This is a genomic window from Mycobacterium talmoniae, from assembly GCF_001854525.1.
In the GTDB taxonomy this organism is placed as follows: domain Bacteria; phylum Actinomycetota; class Actinomycetes; order Mycobacteriales; family Mycobacteriaceae; genus Mycobacterium; species Mycobacterium talmoniae.
The window spans coordinates 1-20,912 of sequence record NZ_MLQM01000086.1 but is presented as its reverse complement, the minus strand read 5'-3'; the positions used below and the strand labels follow the sequence as shown (position 1 = coordinate 20,912).

19 protein-coding genes are annotated in these 20,912 nt (G+C 68.9%); 7 read left to right on the top strand and 12 right to left on the bottom strand.

From position 1 onward, the window contains the following. Positions 1-196: 196 nt before the first annotated feature. The 4 genes from BKN37_RS15795 to BKN37_RS15780 are packed head-to-tail and all read left to right on the top strand — an operon-like array spanning position 197 to position 6,379. Positions 197-1,318 carry an aminotransferase class I/II-fold pyridoxal phosphate-dependent enzyme gene (locus tag BKN37_RS15795; RefSeq protein ID WP_242657268.1) on the top strand — a complete coding sequence of 374 codons (1,122 nt, stop codon included), beginning with the start codon at positions 197-199 and terminating at the stop codon, positions 1,316-1,318. A gap of 12 nt (positions 1,319-1,330) precedes the next feature. Beyond that, entirely contained in the window at positions 1,331-3,040 is a 1,710-nt protein-coding gene (locus BKN37_RS15790; protein ID WP_071027494.1) for a fatty acyl-AMP ligase, read from the top strand. 10 nt (positions 3,041-3,050) lie between these two features. Then, the gene (locus tag BKN37_RS15785) at positions 3,051-3,491 is read left to right on the top strand and encodes an MmpS family transport accessory protein (RefSeq protein WP_083341831.1); all 441 of its coding nucleotides are present in this window, start codon (positions 3,051-3,053) and stop codon (positions 3,489-3,491) included. Further along, the gene (locus BKN37_RS15780) at positions 3,488-6,379 is read left to right on the top strand and encodes an MMPL/RND family transporter (RefSeq protein ID WP_071027492.1); all 2,892 of its coding nucleotides are present in this window, start codon (positions 3,488-3,490) and stop codon (positions 6,377-6,379) included. The genes BKN37_RS15785 and BKN37_RS15780 overlap by 4 nt, the downstream gene beginning before the upstream one ends. Before the next feature lie 30 nt (positions 6,380-6,409). On the opposite strand, the gene BKN37_RS15775 is transcribed toward BKN37_RS15780, so the two are convergent. Both BKN37_RS15775 and BKN37_RS15770 read right to left on the bottom strand, forming a co-directional pair. Then, complete coding sequence (locus BKN37_RS15775; RefSeq protein ID WP_071027490.1) at positions 6,410-7,273, bottom strand: NAD-dependent protein deacetylase; 864 nt, start codon at positions 7,271-7,273, stop codon at positions 6,410-6,412. 102 nt (positions 7,274-7,375) lie between these two features. Continuing rightward, the gene (locus BKN37_RS15770) at positions 7,376-7,915 is read right to left on the bottom strand and encodes a cysteine hydrolase family protein (RefSeq protein WP_071027500.1); all 540 of its coding nucleotides are present in this window, start codon (positions 7,913-7,915) and stop codon (positions 7,376-7,378) included. A gap of 58 nt (positions 7,916-7,973) precedes the next feature. Here BKN37_RS15770 and BKN37_RS15765 point away from each other — a divergent pair, with 58 nt between their 5' ends. Beyond that, positions 7,974-10,028, top strand: a complete 2,055-nt coding sequence (locus tag BKN37_RS15765; protein WP_071027488.1) for an NAD(+) synthase — start codon at positions 7,974-7,976, stop codon at positions 10,026-10,028. Positions 10,029-10,051: 23 nt separating this feature from the next. Here the strand turns inward: BKN37_RS15765 and BKN37_RS15760 are convergent, their stop codons facing one another. From BKN37_RS15760 to BKN37_RS15740, 5 genes are read right to left on the bottom strand one after another with little or no spacing between them, the layout of a single operon-like run. Beyond that, positions 10,052-10,600, bottom strand: coding sequence for a YbhB/YbcL family Raf kinase inhibitor-like protein (locus tag BKN37_RS15760; protein ID WP_071027486.1), 549 nt, complete (start codon positions 10,598-10,600; stop codon positions 10,052-10,054). Continuing rightward, positions 10,597-11,145, bottom strand: a complete 549-nt coding sequence (locus BKN37_RS15755) for a LeuD/DmdB family oxidoreductase small subunit (protein ID WP_095407107.1) — start codon at positions 11,143-11,145, stop codon at positions 10,597-10,599. The genes BKN37_RS15760 and BKN37_RS15755 overlap by 4 nt, the downstream gene beginning before the upstream one ends. 8 nt (positions 11,146-11,153) lie before the next feature. Further along, entirely contained in the window at positions 11,154-12,401 is a 1,248-nt protein-coding gene (locus BKN37_RS15750) for a 3-isopropylmalate dehydratase large subunit (RefSeq protein WP_071027482.1), read from the bottom strand. Then, positions 12,392-13,279: an isocitrate lyase/PEP mutase family protein gene (locus tag BKN37_RS15745; protein WP_071027480.1), complete on the bottom strand. Its 888-nt coding sequence runs from the start codon at positions 13,277-13,279 to the stop codon at positions 12,392-12,394. Before BKN37_RS15745 ends, BKN37_RS15750 begins: the two co-directional genes overlap by 10 nt. Positions 13,280-13,289: 10 nt before the next feature. Continuing rightward, a complete protein-coding gene (locus tag BKN37_RS15740) occupies positions 13,290-14,723 on the bottom strand; it encodes an MmgE/PrpD family protein (RefSeq protein WP_071027478.1) in 1,434 nt (477 codons plus the stop codon). Between the two features lie 89 nt (positions 14,724-14,812). On the opposite strand from BKN37_RS15740, the gene BKN37_RS15735 reads away from it, so the two are divergent. Beyond that, the gene (locus BKN37_RS15735; protein ID WP_423212801.1) at positions 14,813-15,625 is read left to right on the top strand and encodes a GntR family transcriptional regulator; all 813 of its coding nucleotides are present in this window, start codon (positions 14,813-14,815) and stop codon (positions 15,623-15,625) included. 8 nt (positions 15,626-15,633) lie between these two features. Here BKN37_RS15735 and BKN37_RS15730 read toward each other — a convergent pair whose 3' ends face one another. The 4 genes from BKN37_RS15730 to BKN37_RS15715 form a co-directional block, all read right to left on the bottom strand. Beyond that, positions 15,634-16,554 (bottom strand): TIGR03564 family F420-dependent LLM class oxidoreductase, encoded by a 921-nt coding sequence (locus BKN37_RS15730; protein ID WP_071027498.1) that lies wholly within the window; start codon positions 16,552-16,554, stop codon positions 15,634-15,636. 69 nt (positions 16,555-16,623) lie between these two features. Then, positions 16,624-17,316, bottom strand: a complete 693-nt coding sequence (locus tag BKN37_RS15725; RefSeq protein WP_071027474.1) for a sensor domain-containing protein — start codon at positions 17,314-17,316, stop codon at positions 16,624-16,626. A gap of 72 nt (positions 17,317-17,388) precedes the next feature. Beyond that, the gene (locus BKN37_RS15720; protein ID WP_083341828.1) at positions 17,389-18,258 is read right to left on the bottom strand and encodes an aldo/keto reductase family oxidoreductase; all 870 of its coding nucleotides are present in this window, start codon (positions 18,256-18,258) and stop codon (positions 17,389-17,391) included. 27 nt (positions 18,259-18,285) lie between these two features. Further along, positions 18,286-19,272 (bottom strand): amidohydrolase family protein, encoded by a 987-nt coding sequence (locus tag BKN37_RS15715; RefSeq protein ID WP_071027470.1) that lies wholly within the window; start codon positions 19,270-19,272, stop codon positions 18,286-18,288. 88 nt (positions 19,273-19,360) lie between these two features. Here BKN37_RS15715 and BKN37_RS15710 point away from each other — a divergent pair, with 88 nt between their 5' ends. Continuing rightward, positions 19,361-20,260, top strand: coding sequence for a LysR family transcriptional regulator (locus tag BKN37_RS15710; protein WP_071027496.1), 900 nt, complete (start codon positions 19,361-19,363; stop codon positions 20,258-20,260). On the opposite strand, the gene BKN37_RS15705 is transcribed toward BKN37_RS15710, so the two are convergent. Next, a partial coding sequence (locus BKN37_RS15705) for a PfkB family carbohydrate kinase (RefSeq protein ID WP_071027468.1) occupies positions 20,257-20,912 on the bottom strand: 656 nt, incomplete at its 5' end. The genes BKN37_RS15710 and BKN37_RS15705 overlap by 4 nt on opposite strands.

Sequence of the window (20,912 nt, the reverse complement as noted above, 5' to 3'; positions counted from 1 at the left end):
ACCCAGATCGGCCAGCGGGTGCTGATCAACTACTCCAGCTACAACTACCTGGGCCTGTCCGGCGACGCCCGGGTCACCCGCCGCGCCCGCCGCCCCGCCTCGGGAACGCGGGATCACCGACTTTCCGGAGTGGCAGGCGCTGCAGCAGCGGCTCACCGCGTTCCACGACGCCGGCATCGAAAACCCCTACTACACGGTGCACGAACGCGTCGTCAACGACACCACCCAGATCGGCCAGCGGGTGCTGATCAACTACTCCAGCTACAACTACCTGGGCCTGTCCGGCGACGCCCGGGTCACCCGCCGCGCCCAGGACGCCACCGCCCGCTACGGCACCTCGGTGTCGGCCAGCCGGTTGCTGTCCGGGGAAAAACCCGTCCACCGCGAACTCGAGGCCGCGATCGCCGGGCTGCTGCACGTCGAGGACGCGCTGACGTTGGTGGGCGGGCACTCCACCAACGTGACCGCCATCGGGCATCTGCTCGGGGAACAGGACATCGTGCTGCCCGACGCGCTGGCCCACGACAGCATCATGCAGGGCTGCCATCTGTCCGGCGCCACCCGGCGGCCGTTCCGGCACAACGACGCCGCCCACCTGCGTGAGCTGCTGCGCAATGTGCGCGGACGCTACCGCCGCGCCCTGGTGGTGATCGAAGGCGTCTACAGCATGGACGGCGACATCGCGGACCTGCCGGCGTTCATTGAGATCGCCAAGGAATACGACGCGATGCTGATGGTCGACGAGGCGCACTCCATCGGGGTGCTGGGCGCCCACGGTGGGGGAGTCGGCGAGTACTTCGGTGTCGACCGCTCCCAGGTGGACATCTGGATGGGAACCCTGTCGAAATCGTTGTCGAGTTGCGGCGGCTACCTCGGCGGTTCGCGCGAGCTCATCGAGTACCTCAAATACAGCCTGCCCGGCTTCATCTACAGCTGCGGGCTGCCGCCGGCGTCTACCGCGGCGGCGTTGGCGTCGATCGAGATTCTGCGCGCCGAACCCGAGCGGATCTCGGCGTTGCACGCCAACGCCGACTACATGCGCTCGGCGTTCACCGCGTACGGATTGCCCTACGGGGACAGCAAGGACACGCCGATCATTCCGTTCGTCGTCGGTGATTCGATGCGCTGCCTGTCGTTGGCGTCGCGGCTGCGCGAGGCCGGCGTCAACGTGGATCCGATCATGTACCCCGCGGTGCCCAACGACCAGGCACGGCTGCGGTTCTTCGTCACCGCCCAACACAGCTTCGAACAAATCGACCGGACCGTGGGCAGCCTGGCCCGCGAGTACCGGAACCTGGCTGATCGCGCCATCGCCTAGAAGGAGAAACACATGCCCCAATCGCGCGCCCCCATGTCGGTCGTCGAGGCCTTGAACCTGCATGCCACACACCGTGACCGGGGTTTCACGTTCGTCGGCGACGACCGCAGCGAAACCTTCGTCTCGTTCGCCGAGTTGCGCGACGTGGTCGCGCGCGCGGCCAGCGCGTTGGTCGCGCGCGGCATCGGCCGCGACGACCTGGTGGCGCTCATCGTGCCCGACGCCCGCGAGTTCGTGACCAGCTTTTTGGCCGCGGTGTGGGCCGGTGCCATCCCGGTTCCGCTGTATCCCCCGGTCGGTCTGGGCAAACAAGACGCCTACCTGGATTACATCGGCGGGCTGCTGGAGTCGGCCGACGTCGCCCGGCTCATCACACCGCAATGGGTGGACCAGGCGCTGGGGCTCAGCCAACGCTTCGCCGGGCAGCTCACCGCGGTGGCCCATGCCGACGCGCTGGACGCCGAGGACCCGCTGGAGCCCGCCGCGCGTCGGCCCGACCACACCCTGTTCCTGCAGTTCACCAGCGGCAGCACCGGGAAACCCAAGGCGGTGGTGGTCAACGACGCGTCGCTGTGGGTGAACACCGAATCGTTCGTGTCGACGCTGCGCTGCAACGACGTCGACCACATTGTCAGCTGGTTGCCGCTGTACCACGACATGGGCTTGATCGGGAAAATGCTGGCGCCGCTGCTGTTCTCGCTGAACGCCACATTCTTGCCGACGTTGGCGTTCCTGCGGGACCCCAGCATCTGGCTCGACACCATTTCCCGGAAACGCGGCAGCATGTCGTTCGCCCCGAACTTCGCCTACGCGTTGGCCACCAAGAAGGCGCAGCCGCCGGAGGACGGGTGGGATCTGTCCAGCATGCGGGTGTTCGGTTGCGCCGCCGAACCGATCAACGCCGACACGCTGGAGGCGTTCATCGCGCGGTTCGCCCCGCACGGCCTGAAACCCGAGGCGGTGGTGCCGGGTTACGGCATGGCGGAGGCGACGCTGGGGATCACCCTGGACCGCTACGACCGCCCGTTCCGTCGACTCGAGGTCGCCGCGGACGCCTACCACACCGACCGGGCGGTGCGGACCCCGCAGACCGGTGAGGAGGCGTTGACGTTCGTCAGTTGCGGCCGGGTGTTCGCCGCCGAGTACGCGGTGCGGATCGCCGACGACGCGGGGCAGGAACTGCCCGCCGGGCGGGTCGGGGACGTGCAGTTCCGCGGCCCGTCGCTGGCGGCCGGGTACTACCGCAACGAGGAGGCGACCGCCGCCGCGTTCCTGCCCGACGGCTGGCTGGCCACCGGCGACCGCGGGTTCATCGTCGACGGCGACCTGTACATCACCGGGCGCAAAAAGGACATCCTGATCGTCAACGGCCGCAACTACGATCCGCAGCACGTCGAATGGGCGGCGGCCGACGTGCCCGGCATCCGGAAGGGGAACGTGGTGGCGTTCGCGGTGCCCGGCGAGGTCACCGAACAGATCATCGTCGTCGCCGAACGCAACGCCGCCGGCGACGACCACGACCAACTGGTGCGCCGCGCCGTGTGGAACCGCACCCGGTTGACCGTGGCCGACGCGGTGTTCCTCGAACCCGGTCAGCTGCCGAAGACCTCGTCGGGCAAGGTGCAGCGCTCCCGGACCCGCGAACTGTATTTGCGCGGCGAGCTGGTGTCGGGCACGGTGGCCACCCGGACCCACGCCCACGCCGATCCGGCGAGCGTCTAACGTGTCGACCGTGCAGCGACAACGGGCGCGGTGGTGGACGCGGGCCTGGGTCCCGCTGGTGGTGCTCGCGATCATCGCCTCGGCCGGCTACGCGGTGTTCCGGCTGCACGGAATCTTCGGCTCGCACAACATCAACGCCGCCGTCGGGGACAAGGACGACTCGACCAACATCATCCCCAAGGACGTGGTGTACGAGGTGTTCGGGCCGCCCGGGACCACCGGCCAGGTCCACTACCTCGACGAGCGGGCGCAGCCGCAGCGCGCGGATTTCCGTGACCTGCCGTGGTCGTTCACCATCAGCACCACCCTGCCGACGGTGTTCGCCAGCGTCGTCGCGCAGGGGGACAGCGCGACGCTGGGCTGCCGGATCACCGTCAACGGTGCGGTCCGCGACGAGCATTCGGTGCACACCGAGGACGCCGAGACGTTTTGTTTGGTGAAGGCGGCATGAGCACCGACGGTGCCCGCAACTGGTCGACGCGCGCGGCGAATGTGGTGCGCCGGTTCCCGGTCCCGATCATTGTGGGCTGGCTGGCGCTCACCGTGGTGCTGAACGTCGTTGTCCCGCAGCTCGAAGCGGTCGGCAAAGAGAACTCGGTGTCGCTGGCGTCCCGGGCGTCGCAGTCGTATAAGGCGCTGAAACGTCAGGGTGTGCTGTTTCAGCAGTTCGACTCCGACAGCATCGCGATGGTGCTGCTGGAGGGCGACGCCCCGCTGGGGGAGCGGGCCCGTGAGTACTACCGCGACCTGGTGGGCCGGCTCGAGCAGGACACCGCGCACGTCGAACACGTCCAGGACTTTTGGGGCGACCGGATCACCGCCGGCGGCGCCCAAAGCGCCGACCGCAAGGCGGCCTACGTCCAGATCAACCTGGTAGGCGACCAGGGCACCACCACCGGCAAGGATTCCGTGCAGGCGGTGCGCGACATCGTCGACCGCGACCCGCCGCCGCCGGGCCTCAAGGTGTACGTGACCGGGCAGGCGGCGCTGACCGCGGACATGAACAACGCCGGCGACAAAAGCCTCACCAAGATGACGCTGATCACCGTCGCGGTGATCGCCCTGGTGCTGCTGCTGATCTACCGGTCCATCACCACGGTGTTGCTGATCCTGCTGGTGGTGTTCGTCGAGTTGGGCGCCTCGCGCGGGGTGGTCGCGATCCTGGGCCAACACCACCTGTTCGGGCTGTCGGTGTTTGCGGTCAGCCTGATCACGTCGTTGGCGATCGCCGCGGGCACCGACTATGTGATCTTTTTCCTGGGCCGCTATCAGGAGGCCCGCGCCCAGGGTCAAGACCGGCTGGCCGCCTATGCCACCACCTACCACAGTGTTTCGCACGTGGTGCTGGCCTCCGGGTTGACGATCGCCGGGGCCACGCTGTGCCTGAGCTTCACCCGGCTGCCCTATCTGCAAACCCTGGGGGTGCCGTGCTTCATCGGCATGCTGGTGGTGGTGGCCGCCGCGCTCACCATCACCCCCGCGGTGCTGTTGGTGGCCACCCGCTTCGGCCTGATGGAAGCCAAACGCACGATCAGCACCCGGCGGTGGCGGCGGATCGGCACCGCCATCGCCCGCTGGCCCGGCCCGATCCTGGCGGTGACCGGCATCGTCTCGCTGATCGGCCTGGCGGTCCTGCCGTCGTATTCGGTGAGTTACAACGAACGGTATTACGTGCCCGATCGGCTGGCGGCGATCAAAGGACTCGAGGTGTCCGATCAGCATTTCTCCAAGGCCCGGATGAACCCGGACATCTTGTTGATCGAGGCCAAGCAGGATCTGCGCACCCCGGCGAACATGCTGGTGCTCGACAAAATCGCGAAAAGCATCTTCCGGCTCAAGGGCATCAACAAGGTCCAAAGCATCACCCGGCCGCTGGGCGCGCCGATCGCGCACAGCTCGGTGCCGTTTCAGGTGAGCATGCAGGCGGTGCCGATCAACGAGAACCTGGAGTATCTCAAGGAACGCATGGCCGACATGCACACGATGATCGGCAACGTCGGCGACATGATCACCACCCTGGAACGCATGCACAGCAAGATGTCCGACCTCGCGGACGTCAACACCCTGGCCCTCGACGACACCAAGGTCATGCAGGACACCACCGCGCAGATGCGCGACGAGTTCGCCGACTTCGATGACCAATTCCGGCCGATCCGCAACTACTTCCATTGGGAGCCGCACTGTTACGACATCCCGATGTGTTGGGGGCTGCGGTCGATCTTCGATTCGCTGGACAGTCTGGACACCCTGACCGACAACATGCAAACCATGAACACCCACTTCGGCCAGCTCGACACCGCGCTGCGGGCGGTGAACGAGGAGCTGCCGCCGTTGATCACGGCGGCCAAGGGGGTGCAGGCCACGCTGTCGACGATGTACAGCAGCTACAACAGCCTGGTCGAGCAGATGGGGCGGATGGCCGACACCGCCAGCGTGATGGGGCAGGCCTTCGACGACGCCAAAAACGACGACCTGTTCTATCTGCCGCCGGAAGCCTTCGACAACGAGGACTTCCAAAAGGGCCTCAAGCTGATGCTGTCGCCGGACGGCAAGGCCGCGCAGATGATCATCACCCACCGCGGCGACCCGGCCAGCAACACCGCGCTGGCCACCACCACCGAGGAGCTGGAAGCCGCCCAGGACGCCGTCAAGGGCACCCCGCTCGACGAGTCCTTGATCTATCTGGCGGGCACCGCACCCACCTATCACGACATCGGGGAAGCGGTGACCTATGACCTGATGATCGCGGCGGTCGCGTCGCTGAGCCTGATCCTGATCATCATGCTGGTCATCACCCGCGCCGTCGTCGCCTCCTGCGTGATCGTCGGAACCATCGTGGTGTCGCTGGGGTCCTCGTTCGGTCTGTCGGTGCTGATCTGGCAGCACATCATCGGGCTGCCGTTGCACTGGATGGTGATGCCGTTCACCGTGATCGCGTTGCTGGCGGTGGGCTCGGACTACAACCTGCTGCTGGTGTCGCGGCTGCAAGAAGAACTGCACGCCGGGTTGAACACCGCCCTGATCCGGGGGGTGGCCGGCTCCGGCAAGGTGGTCACCGCGGCCGGGGTGGTGTTCGCGTTGACCATGGGCTCGATGATCTCCAGCGATTTGCGGGCCATCGGCCAGGTGGGCACCTCGATCTGCCTGGGTCTGCTGTTCGACACGCTGGTGGTCCGGGCGTTTATGACGCCGTCGATCGCGGCGCTGCTGGGCCGCTGGTTCTGGTGGCCGATGAAGGTGCGTAAATATGCCGCCCAGCCGGCGACCCGGCGAGCCAGGCACCGGGCCGTGGCGCCGGACGACGCGGTGACCACCGAATTCGCCCGACCGGTCTTCTAGTCGGCGCGTCGGCGGGCGCCGAGCGTGGAGTTAGGTGACGGTTTCACCGCGGGCGCGTGACCCAACTCCACACTCGCCGGGCAGCTCGGCGGCCAGCAGCGCCAGGGTGGGCGAGCAGCCGGCATCGAGTTTGACGGTGGCCAGATCGTCGCCGCGGGTGGGACCCCGGTTGACGATCGCCACCGGGATGCCGGCCGCGGCGGCCTGCCGCACGAACCGATACCCGGAGAACACCGTCAGCGACGATCCGGCCACCAGCAGCGCGTCGGCCGACGCCACCAACGACACGGCCTGCGCGACACGGTCTTTCGGGACGTTCTCGCCGAAGTAGACGATGTCGGGTTTGAGCATGCCGTCGCAGACCGGGCAGTCCAGATACCGAAACGACGCGGTGTCGGCGACCACGGCGTCGGCGTCCGGGGCCACCGCGATCCCGCCGAGCGCCTCGGCGCGGTCCAGGAACCCGGGGTTGAGCGCCTCCAACTGCTCGGCCAGCGCGGCGCGGCTCACGGCGTGGCCGCAGCCCAGACATACCACCCGCGCGTAGCTGCCGTGCAGGTTGACTACGGTGCGGCTGCCCGCCTTGTCATGCAGCAGGTCGACGTTTTGGGTGATCACCCCGGTCACCACGCCCGCGCGTTCCAGCGCGGCCAGCGCCCGATGCCCGGCGTTGGGCACGGTGGCGGCCATGTGCCGCCAGCCCACATGGTTGCGGGCCCAGTAGCGCTGCCGAAACACCGGGTCGCCGGTGAACTGCTGAATCGTCATCGGGTTGCTGGGCGGGGAATCCGGCCCGCGGTAATCGGGGATCCCCGAGTCGGTGGAGATGCCGGCGCCGGTGAGCACCGCCACGCGCCGGCCCGCCAGCAGCGCGACCAGTTCGGGGGCATCCACGGGGTCGAGCCTAGCCGCGGCGCGGCGGGCGCGAGCGTGCGCAAATGTACGCCCTGGCCCGGCTCGGGCTGGCATTTTGTGCACGCTCGCGGCGGGACCGGCTCAGCCCAGGCAGTCCGCCGCCGTGGTTAGCTCGGCGGCCATATTGCGCTGCATCATCCGCAGCGCCGCCGCCCCCAGGTCGGCGTCGATCTGCGCGACGGCGTCGGTGACCACCACGACCGGGAAATGCCGCACATAGGCGTCCAGCGCACTGTAGAGAATGCACTGCTCGGTGACCTGCCCGGTCAGCACCAGCCGTTTGGTGCCCAACCGGCCGAGCAGATATTCCAGCGGGGTGGAAAAGAACACGCTGTGCCGCACCTTGGTGATGGTGCGGCTGCCCGCGGCCGGAACGATCGGGCGCACCAGATCCGGCCGCGCCCCGGCCAGCGCCGCGGCGATGAGATCGGAAAAGTCGGCGGTGAAATCACCGTAGTTGTCGTTGACATACACCAGGTCGACGTCGCCGCGGTCGCCCGCGCGGTCCACCAGGCCGGCCAGTGGCCCGATGATCTCGGCGACATTGGGTATCAGCAGTTCGGCGTCGGGATGCCGGTAGCTATTCAGCATGTCGACGACCAGCACAGCGGTATCACTCATGGCCTTCTGATACCCGCTGGCCACATATTGACACCGGACAGGCCAGAATGAGGGGACGATGGACTTCTACAACGCCTACCGGCACGGGTTCGTGCGGGTCGCCGCGTGCACTCACCACGCCGCGATCGGTGACCCCGCCGCCAACGCCGACGCGGTGCTGCGGCTGGCGCGCGCCTGCCACGACGAGGGCGTAGCGCTGGCGGTCTTTCCCGAGCTGACGCTGTCGGGTTATTCGATCGAGGACATCCTGCTGCAGGACACCCTGCTGGATGCCGTGGAGGCGGCGCTGCACACCGTGGTGGCGGCCTCGACGGAGCTGCTGCCGGTGCTGGTGATCGGCGCGCCGCTGCGCCATCGGCACCGGGTGTACAACACCGCGGTCGTGGTGCACCGCGGGTCGGTGCTGGGGGTGGTGCCCAAGTCGTATCTGCCCACCTACCGGGAGTTCTACGAGCGCCGCCAGCTGGCGCCCGGCGACGACGAGCGCGGCGCGTTGCGGCTCGGCGGCCCCTTCGAGGGCCACGATGTCCCGTTCGGCCCGGACCTGTTGTTCGCCGCCACCGACCTGCCCGACTTTGTGCTGCACGTCGAGATCTGCGAAGACATGTTCGTGCCGGTGCCGCCCAGCGCCGAGGCCGCGCTGGCGGGCGCGACGGTGCTGGCCAACCTGTCCGGCAGCCCGATCACCATCGGGCGCGCCGAGGACCGGTGCCTGCTGGCCCGCTCGGCCTCGGCGCGGTGTCTGGCCGCCTATGTGTACGCCGCGGCCGGGGAAGGCGAGTCGACGACCGATCTGGCCTGGGACGGCCAAACCATGATCTGGGAAAACGGTGTGCTGCTGGCCGAAAGTGAGCGGTTCCCGCGCGGGGAGCGGCGCTGCGTCGCCGATGTCGACACCGGGCTGCTGCGCGCGGAACGGCTGCGGATGGGCACCTTTGACGACAACCGCCGCCACCACCGGGGGTCGGCGGAGTCGTTTCGGCGGGTGGAGTTCCGGGTGGACCCACCGACCGGCGACCTCGGGCTGCGCCGCGAGGTGGAGCGGTTCCCGTTCGTGCCGTCGGATCCGCAACGGCTGCAACAGGACTGCTACGAGGCCTACAACATTCAGGTCGCCGGCCTGGAGCAGCGGCTGCGGGCCCTGCACTACCCGAAGGTGGTGATCGGCGTCTCGGGGGGCTTGGACTCCACGCACGCGTTGATCGTCGCCGCCCGCGCGATGGACCGGGAAAACCGGCCGCGCAGCGATATCCTGGCGTTCACCCTGCCGGGCTTCGCGACCGGGGAGCGCACCAAGGGCAACGCGATCGCGTTGAGCAAGGCGTTGGGTGTGACCTTCGAAGAGATCGACATCCGCGACACCGCCAAGCTGATGCTGACCGAGATCGACCACCCGTTCGGTCGCGGTGAAGCGGTGTACGACGTCACCTTCGAAAACGTGCAGGCCGGGCTGCGCACCGACTACCTGTTCCGGATCGCCAACCAGCGCGGCGGCATCGTGCTGGGCACCGGTGATCTGTCCGAACTGGCGCTGGGCTGGTCCACCTACGGCGTCGGCGACCAGATGTCGCATTACAACGTCAACGGCGGGGTGCCCAAAACCCTGATCCAGCACCTGATCCGGTGGGTGATCAGCTCCGGGCAGTTCGACGCCGAGGTGTGCCGGGTGCTGCAGTCGGTGCTGGACACCGAGATCACCCCGGAGCTGGTCCCGGCGGGCGAGGACGAGGAGATCCAGCGCAGCGAGGACACCGTCGGGCCCTATGTGCTGCAGGATTTCTCGCTATTCCAGGTGCTGCGGCGCGGATTCGGGCCGGCCAAGATCGCGTTTATGGCCTGGCACGCCTGGCGGGACGCCGGTCACGGCAGCTGGCCGCCGGGTTTCCCGGACGACGAGCGGCCGGCCTACCCGTTATCGGAGATCCGGCGCTGGCTGAAAGTCTTTGCGCAGCGCTTCTATTCGTTCAGCCAGTTCAAACGCTCCGCGGTGCCCAACGGGCCCAAGGTGTCGGCCGGCGGTGGCCTGTCACCGCGCGGGGACTGGCGGGCACCGTCGGATATGTTGGGGCGGATTTGGGCCGACGAGATTGACCGGGAGATCCCGGAGCGATAGGAATCACGGAATCGGGCAGGGGGTCAACGCTGATAGGGTCCGGGCAGGGCGGCGCGGGGCAGCAGATGGCCGGCCATCGCCGCCAACAGTGGCTTGGCGGTGGTAACGCCGTCCGGAACGACCTGGTCGAGCGCGAAGAGGTGAAACCGGTAGCGGTGCGGCCCGTGGCCGGGGATCGGTCGCGGCCCGGCGTAGCCGCGGCGACCGAACGCTGCTGGGATGAAGCGCATTCCCGCGTTCCCGGGTGCCAGCGCGCCCGTTGCGACGCCGTCGAGGCTCGGGTCGAGCACGGCGATGGTGTGCAGCAGCGGGCGGGGCAGCGGCACGTCGATGTCGTCGAGGATGAGCACCAGCTGCCGGGTGTGCGGTGGTAACCCGGCCCACGACAGCGGGGGAGAGACGTTGTCGCCCACACCGTCTCCCGCGCTGGACCGCGGCATGGCCGCGCCGTCGGAAAACGCGATGCTGGTGACGGTCAGGGTTTCGGGCGCGGCGAAAGCGGCACCGGCCAACGGGCTGCGGTGGGCACCGGCGCGAACCCGGCGCAGCACCCGCCCCAGCACGGCGCTCATGCGCCGCTCCCGGCGCCGCGCATCGTTACCGCGCTGGACCGCAGCGCCTCGCCCAGTTCGGCGGGCAGGTAGCCCTGGGCCGCCAGCCGCGGCAGCACCCCGCCGCTGGCGATGATGTCGAGGATGAGGTCGGGCAGGGTGGGCACCGTCCCGGACGCCCCGGTGGTGTCATTGCGCCAGCGCCCGGTGCCCAGATTGAAGCTGCCGACGTCGCCGTCGCGAAACACCGTGGCGGCCTTGGGCACGGTCATGGCCGGCAGGCCCGCATTGACGGCGTTGCGGAAGAACAACGAGTTGAATTCCTCGGCCACCAGGCCAGCGACACCGAGTTCGGTGAACAGCGCCGCGACCGGCCGCGACGAGCCCAGCCCGAAGTTGCGGCCGGCCACCACGATATCGCCGGGCGACACCTGCTCGGTCCAGCCGGGCCGCACCTGGTAGAAGACGTGCTTGGCCGCCTCCGGCGGGTCCATCTTCATCGCGAACGCCGGATACATGGCGTCGGTGTTCAGGTTGTCGCCGAACACCCACACCCTGCCGGTGATGGTCAGCGTCATCCGGTCACGCTCCTTGCGTCGGTGATGTACCCGGCGATCGCCGAGGCGGCCACGGTCGCCGGGGAGGCCATGAAGATCTGCGCGTCGGGGCTGCCCATCCGCCCGGTGAAATTGCGGGTGCTGGAGGTGATGCACACCTCGCCGGGGCCGAGCACGCCCATGTGATAGCCGAAGCAGGCGCCGCAGGTGGAGTTGGTCACCACCGCGCCCGCATCGGCCAAGTCTTGCAGATAACCCAGCCGCATCGCCTCCCGATACACCGCCTGCGACGCGGGAGTCACCAGTAACCGGACCCCGGGGGCGACGGTGTTGCCGCGCAACACGTTCGCGGCGATTTTCAGGTCTTCGAGCTGGCCGTTCGCGCAGGACCCGATGAACGCCTGGTCGATCTTTTGCCGCTCCAGCGCCGAGACCGGCAGCCCGTTGCGGCTGACGGTGCCCGGCCGTGCCACGTAGGGCTGCAGCGCGGCCAAATCGATGTGCCGCACCTCGCGGTAGGTTGCGTCGGGATCCGCGGCGGCGGCCGTGTATCCAGTGACGCCGCGGTCGTCGAGGAACGCGGTCAGCACCTCGTCGGCCTCGAAGGTGCTGAAATCGGCGGACACTTCGGCGCCCTGGGTGGCGATCGTGCGCCGGTCGTGCATGGGGATGCTGCCCAGACCGGGTCCGCCGAACTCCAGGTTCAGGTTGGCGGCATCGCCGTAGGCGTCGGCGATGTGCAAGAAGATGTCCTTGCCGCTCACCGTGTCCGGTTTGACGCCGTCGAGCTGGTACCGGATGGTCGGGGCGACCTGAAACCAGGTGGCACCGGTGCACATGATCGAATACACCTCGGCGGGACCCAGGCCACGGGCTGCGGTGTTGTAGGCGCCGGCCGCGCAGGTGTGAGAGTCGGTGCAGGCCAGGATTTCTCCGGGCCGGGCCAGGCCGTTCTCGGCGATGACTTGATGGCAGATGCCGTGCCGGCCGACGTCGTAAAACCGCGTCACCCCGAAGTCGGCGGCGAACTTGCGGGCATGGGAGCCGCCGGCGGCGTCCTTGATGGTGGGGGCGGGCACCGCGTGATCCATGATGACGGCCAGCTTGTCCGGGTCGTGGATGCGGGTGGGCGGAATCCACATGGTGGCGAACTGCAGGTCGATCAGCACCGTCATGTCGACGTCGACCACCACGGTGTCGCCGGCCGCGACGGTATCCAGCCCGGCCTTGCGGGCCAGGATCTTTTCGATGACGGTCATGCCCATGAGGCGGCCTCCGGGTGTGCGTACTTGGTGTCGAGCGCCAACCATTCGGCCATGCCCACCAGGTTGAAGAAGTCGGCCGGGCCGCTCGGCAGGTAGTCGGCGGCGTTGCCGCCCCGCAGCTCACACAGCGCTTGCAGCATGCCCACGGTGGCGCGGGTCAGCAGATCGCCGGGATGGATGGCGATCGCGTACCCCAACGCCTGCAGGCGCGCCGCCGAGGCCAGCGGCGTCATCCCGCCGAGCACCAGGTTGATCAGCAGCGGAGCCTGGACCTCGCGGGCGATGCGTTCGATCTCGCCGTCGCCCTGCGGCGCCTCGACGAAGATGATGTCGGCGCCGGCCTGCGCGTACCGGTTCGCGCGCTCGATGGCGGCATCCAGACCCAGCGGGGCGCGCGCGTCGGTGCGGGCAATGACCAACAGGTTCTCGTCGGAGCGGGTGTCCAGTGCGGCGGCCAGGGTCCGCTCGAACACCGCGGCGTCGACGACCTTCTTATCCGGCAGATGCCCGCAGCGCTTGGGGAATTCCTGGTCCTCGAGCTGGATCGCGGCCACCCCGGCCTGGTCGTACATCCGCACGGTGCGCACCACATTGACCGGTGCGCCATAGCCGGTGTCCGCGTCGGCGATCAACGGGATGTCGCCGAGCGCGCCGACGATCATCCGGGCCCGTTCGGCCATTTCGGCGGCGGTGACCAGCCCGATATCGGGCAGCCCGAACCCGGAGGCCGCCACCCCGGCGCCGGTCAGATACCCGGCGACGTGTCCGGTGCGTCGGGTCAGCTGCGCGGAGATACCGTCGAAAACTCCGGGCGCGACAATGAGTTCGCGCTGGTCGAGCAACTCGCGCAGCCGTTGGCGCGGTGCTGTCGTGGTCATCGGCGTCCTTTCAGTCCAGCGCACCGGCCACCGGGGCGGCCAGCAGATCGATCAGATTGGAAACGTCGTCGACGTCCTCGAGTCCCACCGTCGCTTTTTCGATCGCGACGGCACGCGCGCGGGCGGTGACCCGGTCGGCCAGCGCGTGGAACTTGGCGACGAGCTCGGCGTTGGTGACCGGATCCCCCGGAGCGCCGTGCGGGGCGACGACGCGAGTCCGGTGCACGGTGCCGTCACGGGTGGTCACCGCCAGGTCGGTGCGGAACTTCTCGGTGAGCGCAGCGTCGGCCAGCGATTCGTCGAGATGCACCGCGGTCCGGCCGATCAGCGACCAGATGTCGTCGGCGTCCAGCCGCTGCGCGCTGAACTGCTCGGGCAGCACCGTGCCGTCCAACAGCGCGGCCGCGGTCGCGTAGCCGATGTTCATCTGCGCGCCGATGGCGGTCAGCGGCCGCTCGGGGACCCACCAGCCATGCTTGTACACGGTTTCGCCGACGGTGATATCGACCGCAGTGATCTCGGCGGGGTCGACCGATGCTCGAAGTTTGCGGGCGGCGTCGATGGGGCCGTGCAACCCGCCCATGGCCGCGTACGACTTGACCATGATGAGGCCGGTCTCCCAGCGTGAGCCGAGCTGGTCGGTCAGCGCGGCGGCGTCCGGGTGGTGGCCCTCACCGAAAACGCTGAGGAACCCGCCGTATTCGCGTTCGAAGACCCGCTTGATCCCGGTGTAGCCGGCCGCCGCCAGCCCCGCGGCGTAGAAGCCGTTGCGGGCCGCGAAGCCGTGGTGCATGCGCTTGCTCATCGCCTCGTACTGGGCGGCCATCAGCCCCGCCGACTGGGTCGCGGCCAGGCCCAGCGCATCCTCCAACTCGGCGGGCGGCAACCCGCGCAGCTTGCCCGACGCCATCGCCGCGGCGTGGGTCCCGAACACCGGCCCCGAATGCCACCCCCGGTCCAGCATCTGGGTGCCGTGCAAGGTGTAGCCGACCCGCGGCCCCACCTCGAAGCCGGCGATGGCCGCCAACAGGAACTCTGCGCCGGTGACGTTTTTCGACTGCGCCGCGGCCGTCGAGAGCAGCGCCGGAATGAGCAGCGAACAGCTGTGCAGCGGCGCAATCGGATGGAAGTCGTCCAGCTCGAAACCTTGAATGAACGTGCCGTTGAGCACCGCCGCCGCCGGTGCGCTGGTCAGCTGCCCGGTGCCGATGACGACGGTGTCGCCGCGGCCCTCCAGGTCCAGGACCGCGCCGGTAGCGACCCGCGACCACGGCAGCTGCGCCCCGATGAGCGCGCAGCCCAGACCGTCCAGCAGCAGGTATTTGGCCCGCTCGGTGATTTCCCGGGGAACGTCGCCCAGGGCCAGGTCGTCCACCCAGGTGGCCAGCCGCCCGGTCGGTCCGTCCGGATCGGTGGCCGCCCGCTGCACTACTCCCGCCGTCATCGGTCCTCCACTCCGCCAAGTTGTATTGTTGTTATAGGTATATAACAACATGGCGGGATCGGCAAGGGGAGTGTGGAACGATGGCCACCATGCAGGAGGTCAGCGACAAGGCCGGCCCGGTGTCGACCGACGCCGGGGTGCCGCTACACCGCCAACTGTTCTTGGTGCTGCACGACGAGATCGCCCGCGGGGTGCTGTCTCCCGGTGGCGCGTTGCCGACCGAGCAGGCGCTGTGCGATCAGTTTGGGGTCTCGCGCATCACGGTGCGCCGGGCGCTGGCCGACCTGGCCGAGCAGGGCTACATCGAACGCCGCCAGGGCGTCGGATCGTTCGTGCGTCCGCGGGCGCCCTCGGGGGCGACGACGGGGGGCTCCTACCTCGACGGTCTGCGGCGGGTCCAGTTCGAGACCAAAGTCGAGGTGCTCGAGCGCGATCTTCGCACCCCGCCGGCCGCGGTCGCCGCCGCGCTGGGCGCACCCGGTGAGGTGCTGCACGTGCTGCGGGTGCGGCGGGAGCGCCGAACCCGCGAACCGCTGATGGTCACCGAGGCCTGGTTACCGGCGGACCTCGCCGACGCACTGACCGCCGCAGCGCTGCGCCGAGAACCGCTCTACGAGTTGTTAGCGGCCGCCGGTGTCGCCGTGGACCGGATGCAGCACGAGATCACCGCGGAGATCGCCGGACCGCGCACCGCGCGCCTGCTGGACACGGCGATCGGCTCGCCGCTGCTGCGGATCAACCGGCTGGCCTTCGTCGCGGGTCTACCGCATCACCAGCTGTCGATCCTGTTGTCGCCGAACCGCAGTCGCGTGCTGATGAGTCAGTCGGCGGCCGAACTGGAAACCGGGGAAGCCTTTGCGGTCGCCCACGACGTGGGTCGGGAATCCGGGCACCGCCGGTAGCGGCGAGGTCAGAACGCGGCGGCGAGGTCCCACACCGGCTTGAGATCGGTCAGCTCGGTCTGCAACGGCCGCAGCGCCACCTCGGTGGCACCGGCGTCGAGATAGCTCTTGAGCTGGCGGGTCACCGTTTGCGCGGTGCCGATCACGGCCAGGTCGGCGGCCTTGGATGCGCCTTCGCGCGCGAGAACCTTCTGATAGGAGGGGATCTGGTCGTAGAACGCGAGGCTGTCGGCGACCGCGGCGCGGACCGCGTCGGCGTCGTCGGTGACCGCCACCGGCACGATCGCGATGATGCGGGGTCGGGGCCGGCCGGCCTCGGCGGCGGCCGCGGTGATCGTCGGGGCGATGAATTCCTCGATGGTGCGCGGACCGGCGAGGTAGGGCAGCGTGCCATCCGCTAATTCACCGGTGACCCGAAGTGCGCGCGGTCCCATCGCCGCAACGTAGATCGGGAACGGTGCCGCCCCGCGCAGGGCGACCGGCATCACCGGCGTATCCACGGCGGTGAGCTGCGCGCCGTGAAAGTCCACGGTTCGCTCGTCGACGATCGCGCGCAACACGGTGAGGTGCTCGCGCAGCCGCTGCACGGTGTTGGCCGCCGAGATTCCGAACGCCCGTTGTTCGATGGCGTTCCCGCCCAAACCCAGGCCGAGGATGAAGTTGCCGTGGGTGGCGACTTGGGCGGTCTGGGCGGCCGCCGCGATCAACATGGGGTGCCGCGGGTTGATCGGCACCACCGACGTCCCGACACCCAAACCGGGCACCGCGGCGCCGATCAGCGCCGCCAACGTGATTGCGTCGAAATCCAACTGCTGTGCCACCCACACCTGGCGGACACCGGCATCGTGGGCGCGGCGGGCCTTGTCGATCGTCTCATCGACGATATTGGCGGAACTGCGGTCCGGAGGGAGTACCACGCTGGCGGGCATGATGCGCATAACCGGATGGCCCCGCCTCACTATTCCCGACTCGGCCCACCCGCGCGGCGCCGAACCGAATCACTCCTTGTCGGACACCTTGTCGGCGATCTGCTCGGCGATCTTCGCGCCCTCGTCGGTGATGTTCTCGCCGCACGCGTCGACGTCGATGACCACGTTGTTGCGCGCCGTCAGCCCGCGCTGGCAGGACCAGCCGCCGGTGCCCTCGGCGACCCGGATCATCGTGTGGATTCCGTCCTGCTCCTCGGCGGTCTCCAGCGACCAGAAATGGTCCGGGTCGTCCGGGTTGTCGACATCACGTTCGTTGATGCGCCGGTTGTCGCACCGCTGCCAACTTTTCGCCTGGTCGGTGGCCGCCTTGTCCGCGGCCAGCGAGTCGTCGAACGACACCACCGACTGGAACACGGCGTGCCGGTAGTCCTCGCGGTCCTCATGCAGTTCTTGGCGCCGCACGGCGCTCCAGTCCGTCCCCGCATACACCTTTTCATCGGTGTTGACCCAGGCGGCCAGGCAATCGTCGTCGGGGGTGTGATTGACGTACATCTTCTCGGCGGATCCGACCACCGTCATGCCACTGGTATCCAGGATGTTGTCGAGTTCGCCCTCGGTGAGCAGCAATCCGCGCAGTGCGCTCGCCGCCAACGGCTCCGGGGCGCGGCCCAGGGTGGCCGCCGGAACGACGGTGCCCCCGGTGGTCGCCGTGCACCCCGTTGCCAGCATCGATAGCGCCACGATGGCCAATATCCGGCGCATGCGCCCCTCCCTGCGGACTGCTGATCGAACAGTAGCAAGACGATGGGGATCGCGGTCCGCCGCACGCCTAAATCACCAGGCGATGCCGTTCAGTTCGGTCACCGCGTCCTCGGGCAGGGCCAGCGCGGCAGCGGCGACGTTGTCGCGCAGGTGCGCCACCGATGAGGTGCCCGGGATCAACAAGATGTTGGGGGAGCGGTGCAGCAGCCAGGCCAGCGCCACGGCCAGCGGAGTGGCGTCCAGCCGGTCGGCGACCGCGCGCAACGTGTCGGACTGCAGCGGGGTGAAGCCGCCCAGCGGGAAGTACGGCACATACGCGATACGCTGCGCGGCAAGCGAATCGATGAGACCGTCGTCGGCCCGACGGGCGAGGTTGTAGTGGTTTTGCACGCAGACTACCGGCGCGATCGATTGCGCCTCGGCGACCTGCTCGGCGGTGACGTTGCTGACCCCGAGGTGTCTGATCAATCCGTCCTGCTGCAGCTGCGCTAGCACCGTGAACGGTGCGGCGATCGAGCCCGGTTCTGGGCTGTCGAACCCGCCGACCCGCAGATTGACCACGTCGAGCACCTCGAGGCCAAGGTTGTCGAGATTGCTGTGAACGGCCTGACGCAGCTGCTCGGGCGCAAGCGCCGTCGGCCACCCGCCGTCGGCGTCGCGTCGTGCCCCGACCTTGGTCACGATGTGCAGCTCGTGCGGGTACGGGTGCAGCGCTTCTTTGATGATCTGGTTGGTGATGTGCGGGCCGTAGAAGTCGCTGGTGTCGATGTGGGTAACCCCCAGCTCGATCGCCTCGCGCAGCACCGCGATCGCGGCGGCGCGGTCGGCCGGTGGACCGAAGACGTGCGGGCCGGCCAACTGCATGGCGCCGTATCCCATCCGGCTGACCGTCAGGTTCTCGGCCATGGTGAACGTTCCACCGGGACGTGTCGTGGTGGGCACCGGTAATCCTCCTGGGTTAGGGATGGGTTAGATGCGTAGCAGGCGTTCGGCGTTGCCGTGGGCGATCTTGGCCCGATCGCCGGGCGACAACGTGGTGCGCTCGAATCCGGCGACGGCCTCCCGAGACGATTCGTACGGGTAGTCCACCGAGAACAGCACCGCGTCGGCGCCGACCTCGAGCACCGCCCCCAGCAGCGTCGCGGGCGAGAACACGCCGCTGTTGGTGAACACCACGTTGCTGCCCAGGTACGCCGACGGCGGCCGCTGCAGCGGGGTCGCGGGGTCGATGGTGGCGTAGCGGGAATCGAGTCGGCTGCGCTGAAACGGCAGGAACTCGCCCATGTGGCCCAGGATCAGCGTCGCACCCGGGTGCCGGTCGAACACCCCGCCGAAGACGATCCGCAGCGCGTGCCCGCTGACCTCGGCGGCCCAACTCCACGCCGCCCCGTACAACTCGGGGCGGCCGTCCAGCACCCGCCAGTGATCGGCGGGCGGGGCGCCGGGATGCAGATACAGCGGCACGCACAGCGATTCCAGCGCCGCCCACACCTCGTCGTATTCCGGCGCGTCCAAATAGCGCCCGCCGGGTCCGTAGACGCAGTCGTTGACCAGCGCCCCGCACAGCCCGAGTTGGGTCACCGCGCGGTCGAGTTCGGCGGCCGCGGCCGCCGGATCCTGCAGCGGCAGCGCGGCAAAACCGCGGAACCGGTCGGGGTGCCGGGCGATGACGTCGGCCAGGTAGTCGTTGGCGAACCGCGCGTTGGCGCGCGCGAGCTCGGGGGTGATGTCGACCTGCAGGCCGGGCACCGTCAGCGACAGCACCTGCACGTCAATGCCGGCCTCGTCCATCTCGGGCAGCCGGTATTCGGTGAAATCGGTCAGCCGTTGCCGGCACCGCTCTTCGAATTCGGGTCTGAACCGCGACAACACCCGCGGCAGGCCGCCGGCCGGCATCGGTTGGCGCTCGGCGAGTTCGGCGATGAAAAACGCTTCCTCCAGGGCGATGTAGCGCATCGGGGACCTTTCGCTGGTCGTGTCGGGTCACCACCCACTCTGCTCGTTGAGCTGCGTATCTGTGAAGTGAATCATTAGCATTATGGATATGCATACTACGCATATCGGTCAGGTGGATCTGAACCTGTTGCCACCGCTGGTCGCGTTGCTGGAGGAGCGGCACGTGTCCCGCGCGGCGACCCGGGTCCGGCTGAGCCAGCCGGCGATGAGCCGTGCGCTGCAGCGGCTGCGCCGCCAATTCGGCGACGAGCTGTTGGTCCGCGGCGCCCAGGGCTACGCGCTGACGCCACGCGCCGAGCGGCTCCGGGCGCAGCTGGCCGCGGTGGTGCCCGGGCTGGAGCAACTGTTCGCCACCGAAACCTTCGACCCGGCCACCGCCGTGCAATCGTTTCGGGTGGCCGCCAGCGATTACATCGTGTCGGCCTTCGGGCCCGCGTTGGTGCAGGCGATCGTGACCCAATCGCCGCAATCGGTGGTCAGCTGCGAGGTCCTCGATGAGCACATGTTCGACAAGTTGGGCACCGGCATGCTCGACCTGGTGATCTTTGGTCGGCCGGCACCCAGCCGGTACCGCAGCCAGTTCTTGTTCGCCGACCGGTTGGTGTGCGTGGTGGCCGCCGAGCATCCGCTGGCCCGGCGCACGTCGGTATCGATGTCGAACTATCTGCGGTGGCCGCACCTGAGCATCGACACCGGCCTGCCCGGCATCGACGGCGAACTCGAGGCACGCGGCACGCCGCGGCGCGTCGCGGTCAGCATGCCGTATCACGTGCCCGCCGCCAGCGTGTTGCCCGGCACCGAGCTGGTGCTGACCATCCCGGCGGGCCTGGCCCCGCAGTTCGCCGACCCCGACCGCACCCGGGTGCTCAACGCGCCGCGCGAGATGGGCGGCCCGGAGTTCTACGCGATTTGGCATCCGCGCCTCGACGACGACCCGTCGCACCGCTGGTTGCGGGAGGTGGTGCGCGGCGTCGCCGCGCCGGACTAGCTGCGGCGGGCGTCGATGGCGGCGGTGTCTGGCGCGCAATCCCCGGCCCCGGGCACCAGGGTGGCCAGGGCGCCGGCCGCGCAGGCCCGCCGCAGCGCCTCGTGGGGGCCGGTGCTCCAGCCGGCGGCCAACACGCCGGCGAACACGTCACCGGCACCGGAGGTGTCGACCGGGTTCACCGCCGGGGCGGGCACCGTGACGTCCTCGTCGGCGCTCACATACCGCGCGCCGCGGGCACCGCGGGTGATGACGCGATGGGGGACCGGCCACCCCCACTGCTCGGCTTCGGATTCGTTGACCACCACCACGTCGGTCACTTCAGCCAGCGCGGCGAGGTCGGTCGGGTCGGCGCCCGCCGGGGAGGCGTTGACGATCACGGTCGCCCCCGCCGCCCGGGCGGTACGCGCGGCCGCCACCGCGGTGGCCACCGGAATCTCCAACTGCACCAACATCACCTCGCAGTCGGCGACGACGGCGCGAGCCTCGACCGTGTCCAGCGCCAGCTGCGCATTGACGCCGGGCGCCACGACGATCGTGTTCTCGCCGGCAGCGTCCACCAGGATCACCGCGGCGCCGCTGGCGCCGGGCAGGGCGACCAGCCCGTCGACGCCCACCCCGTTGGCCCGCAGATGGTCGCGCAGCCGGCTGGCGG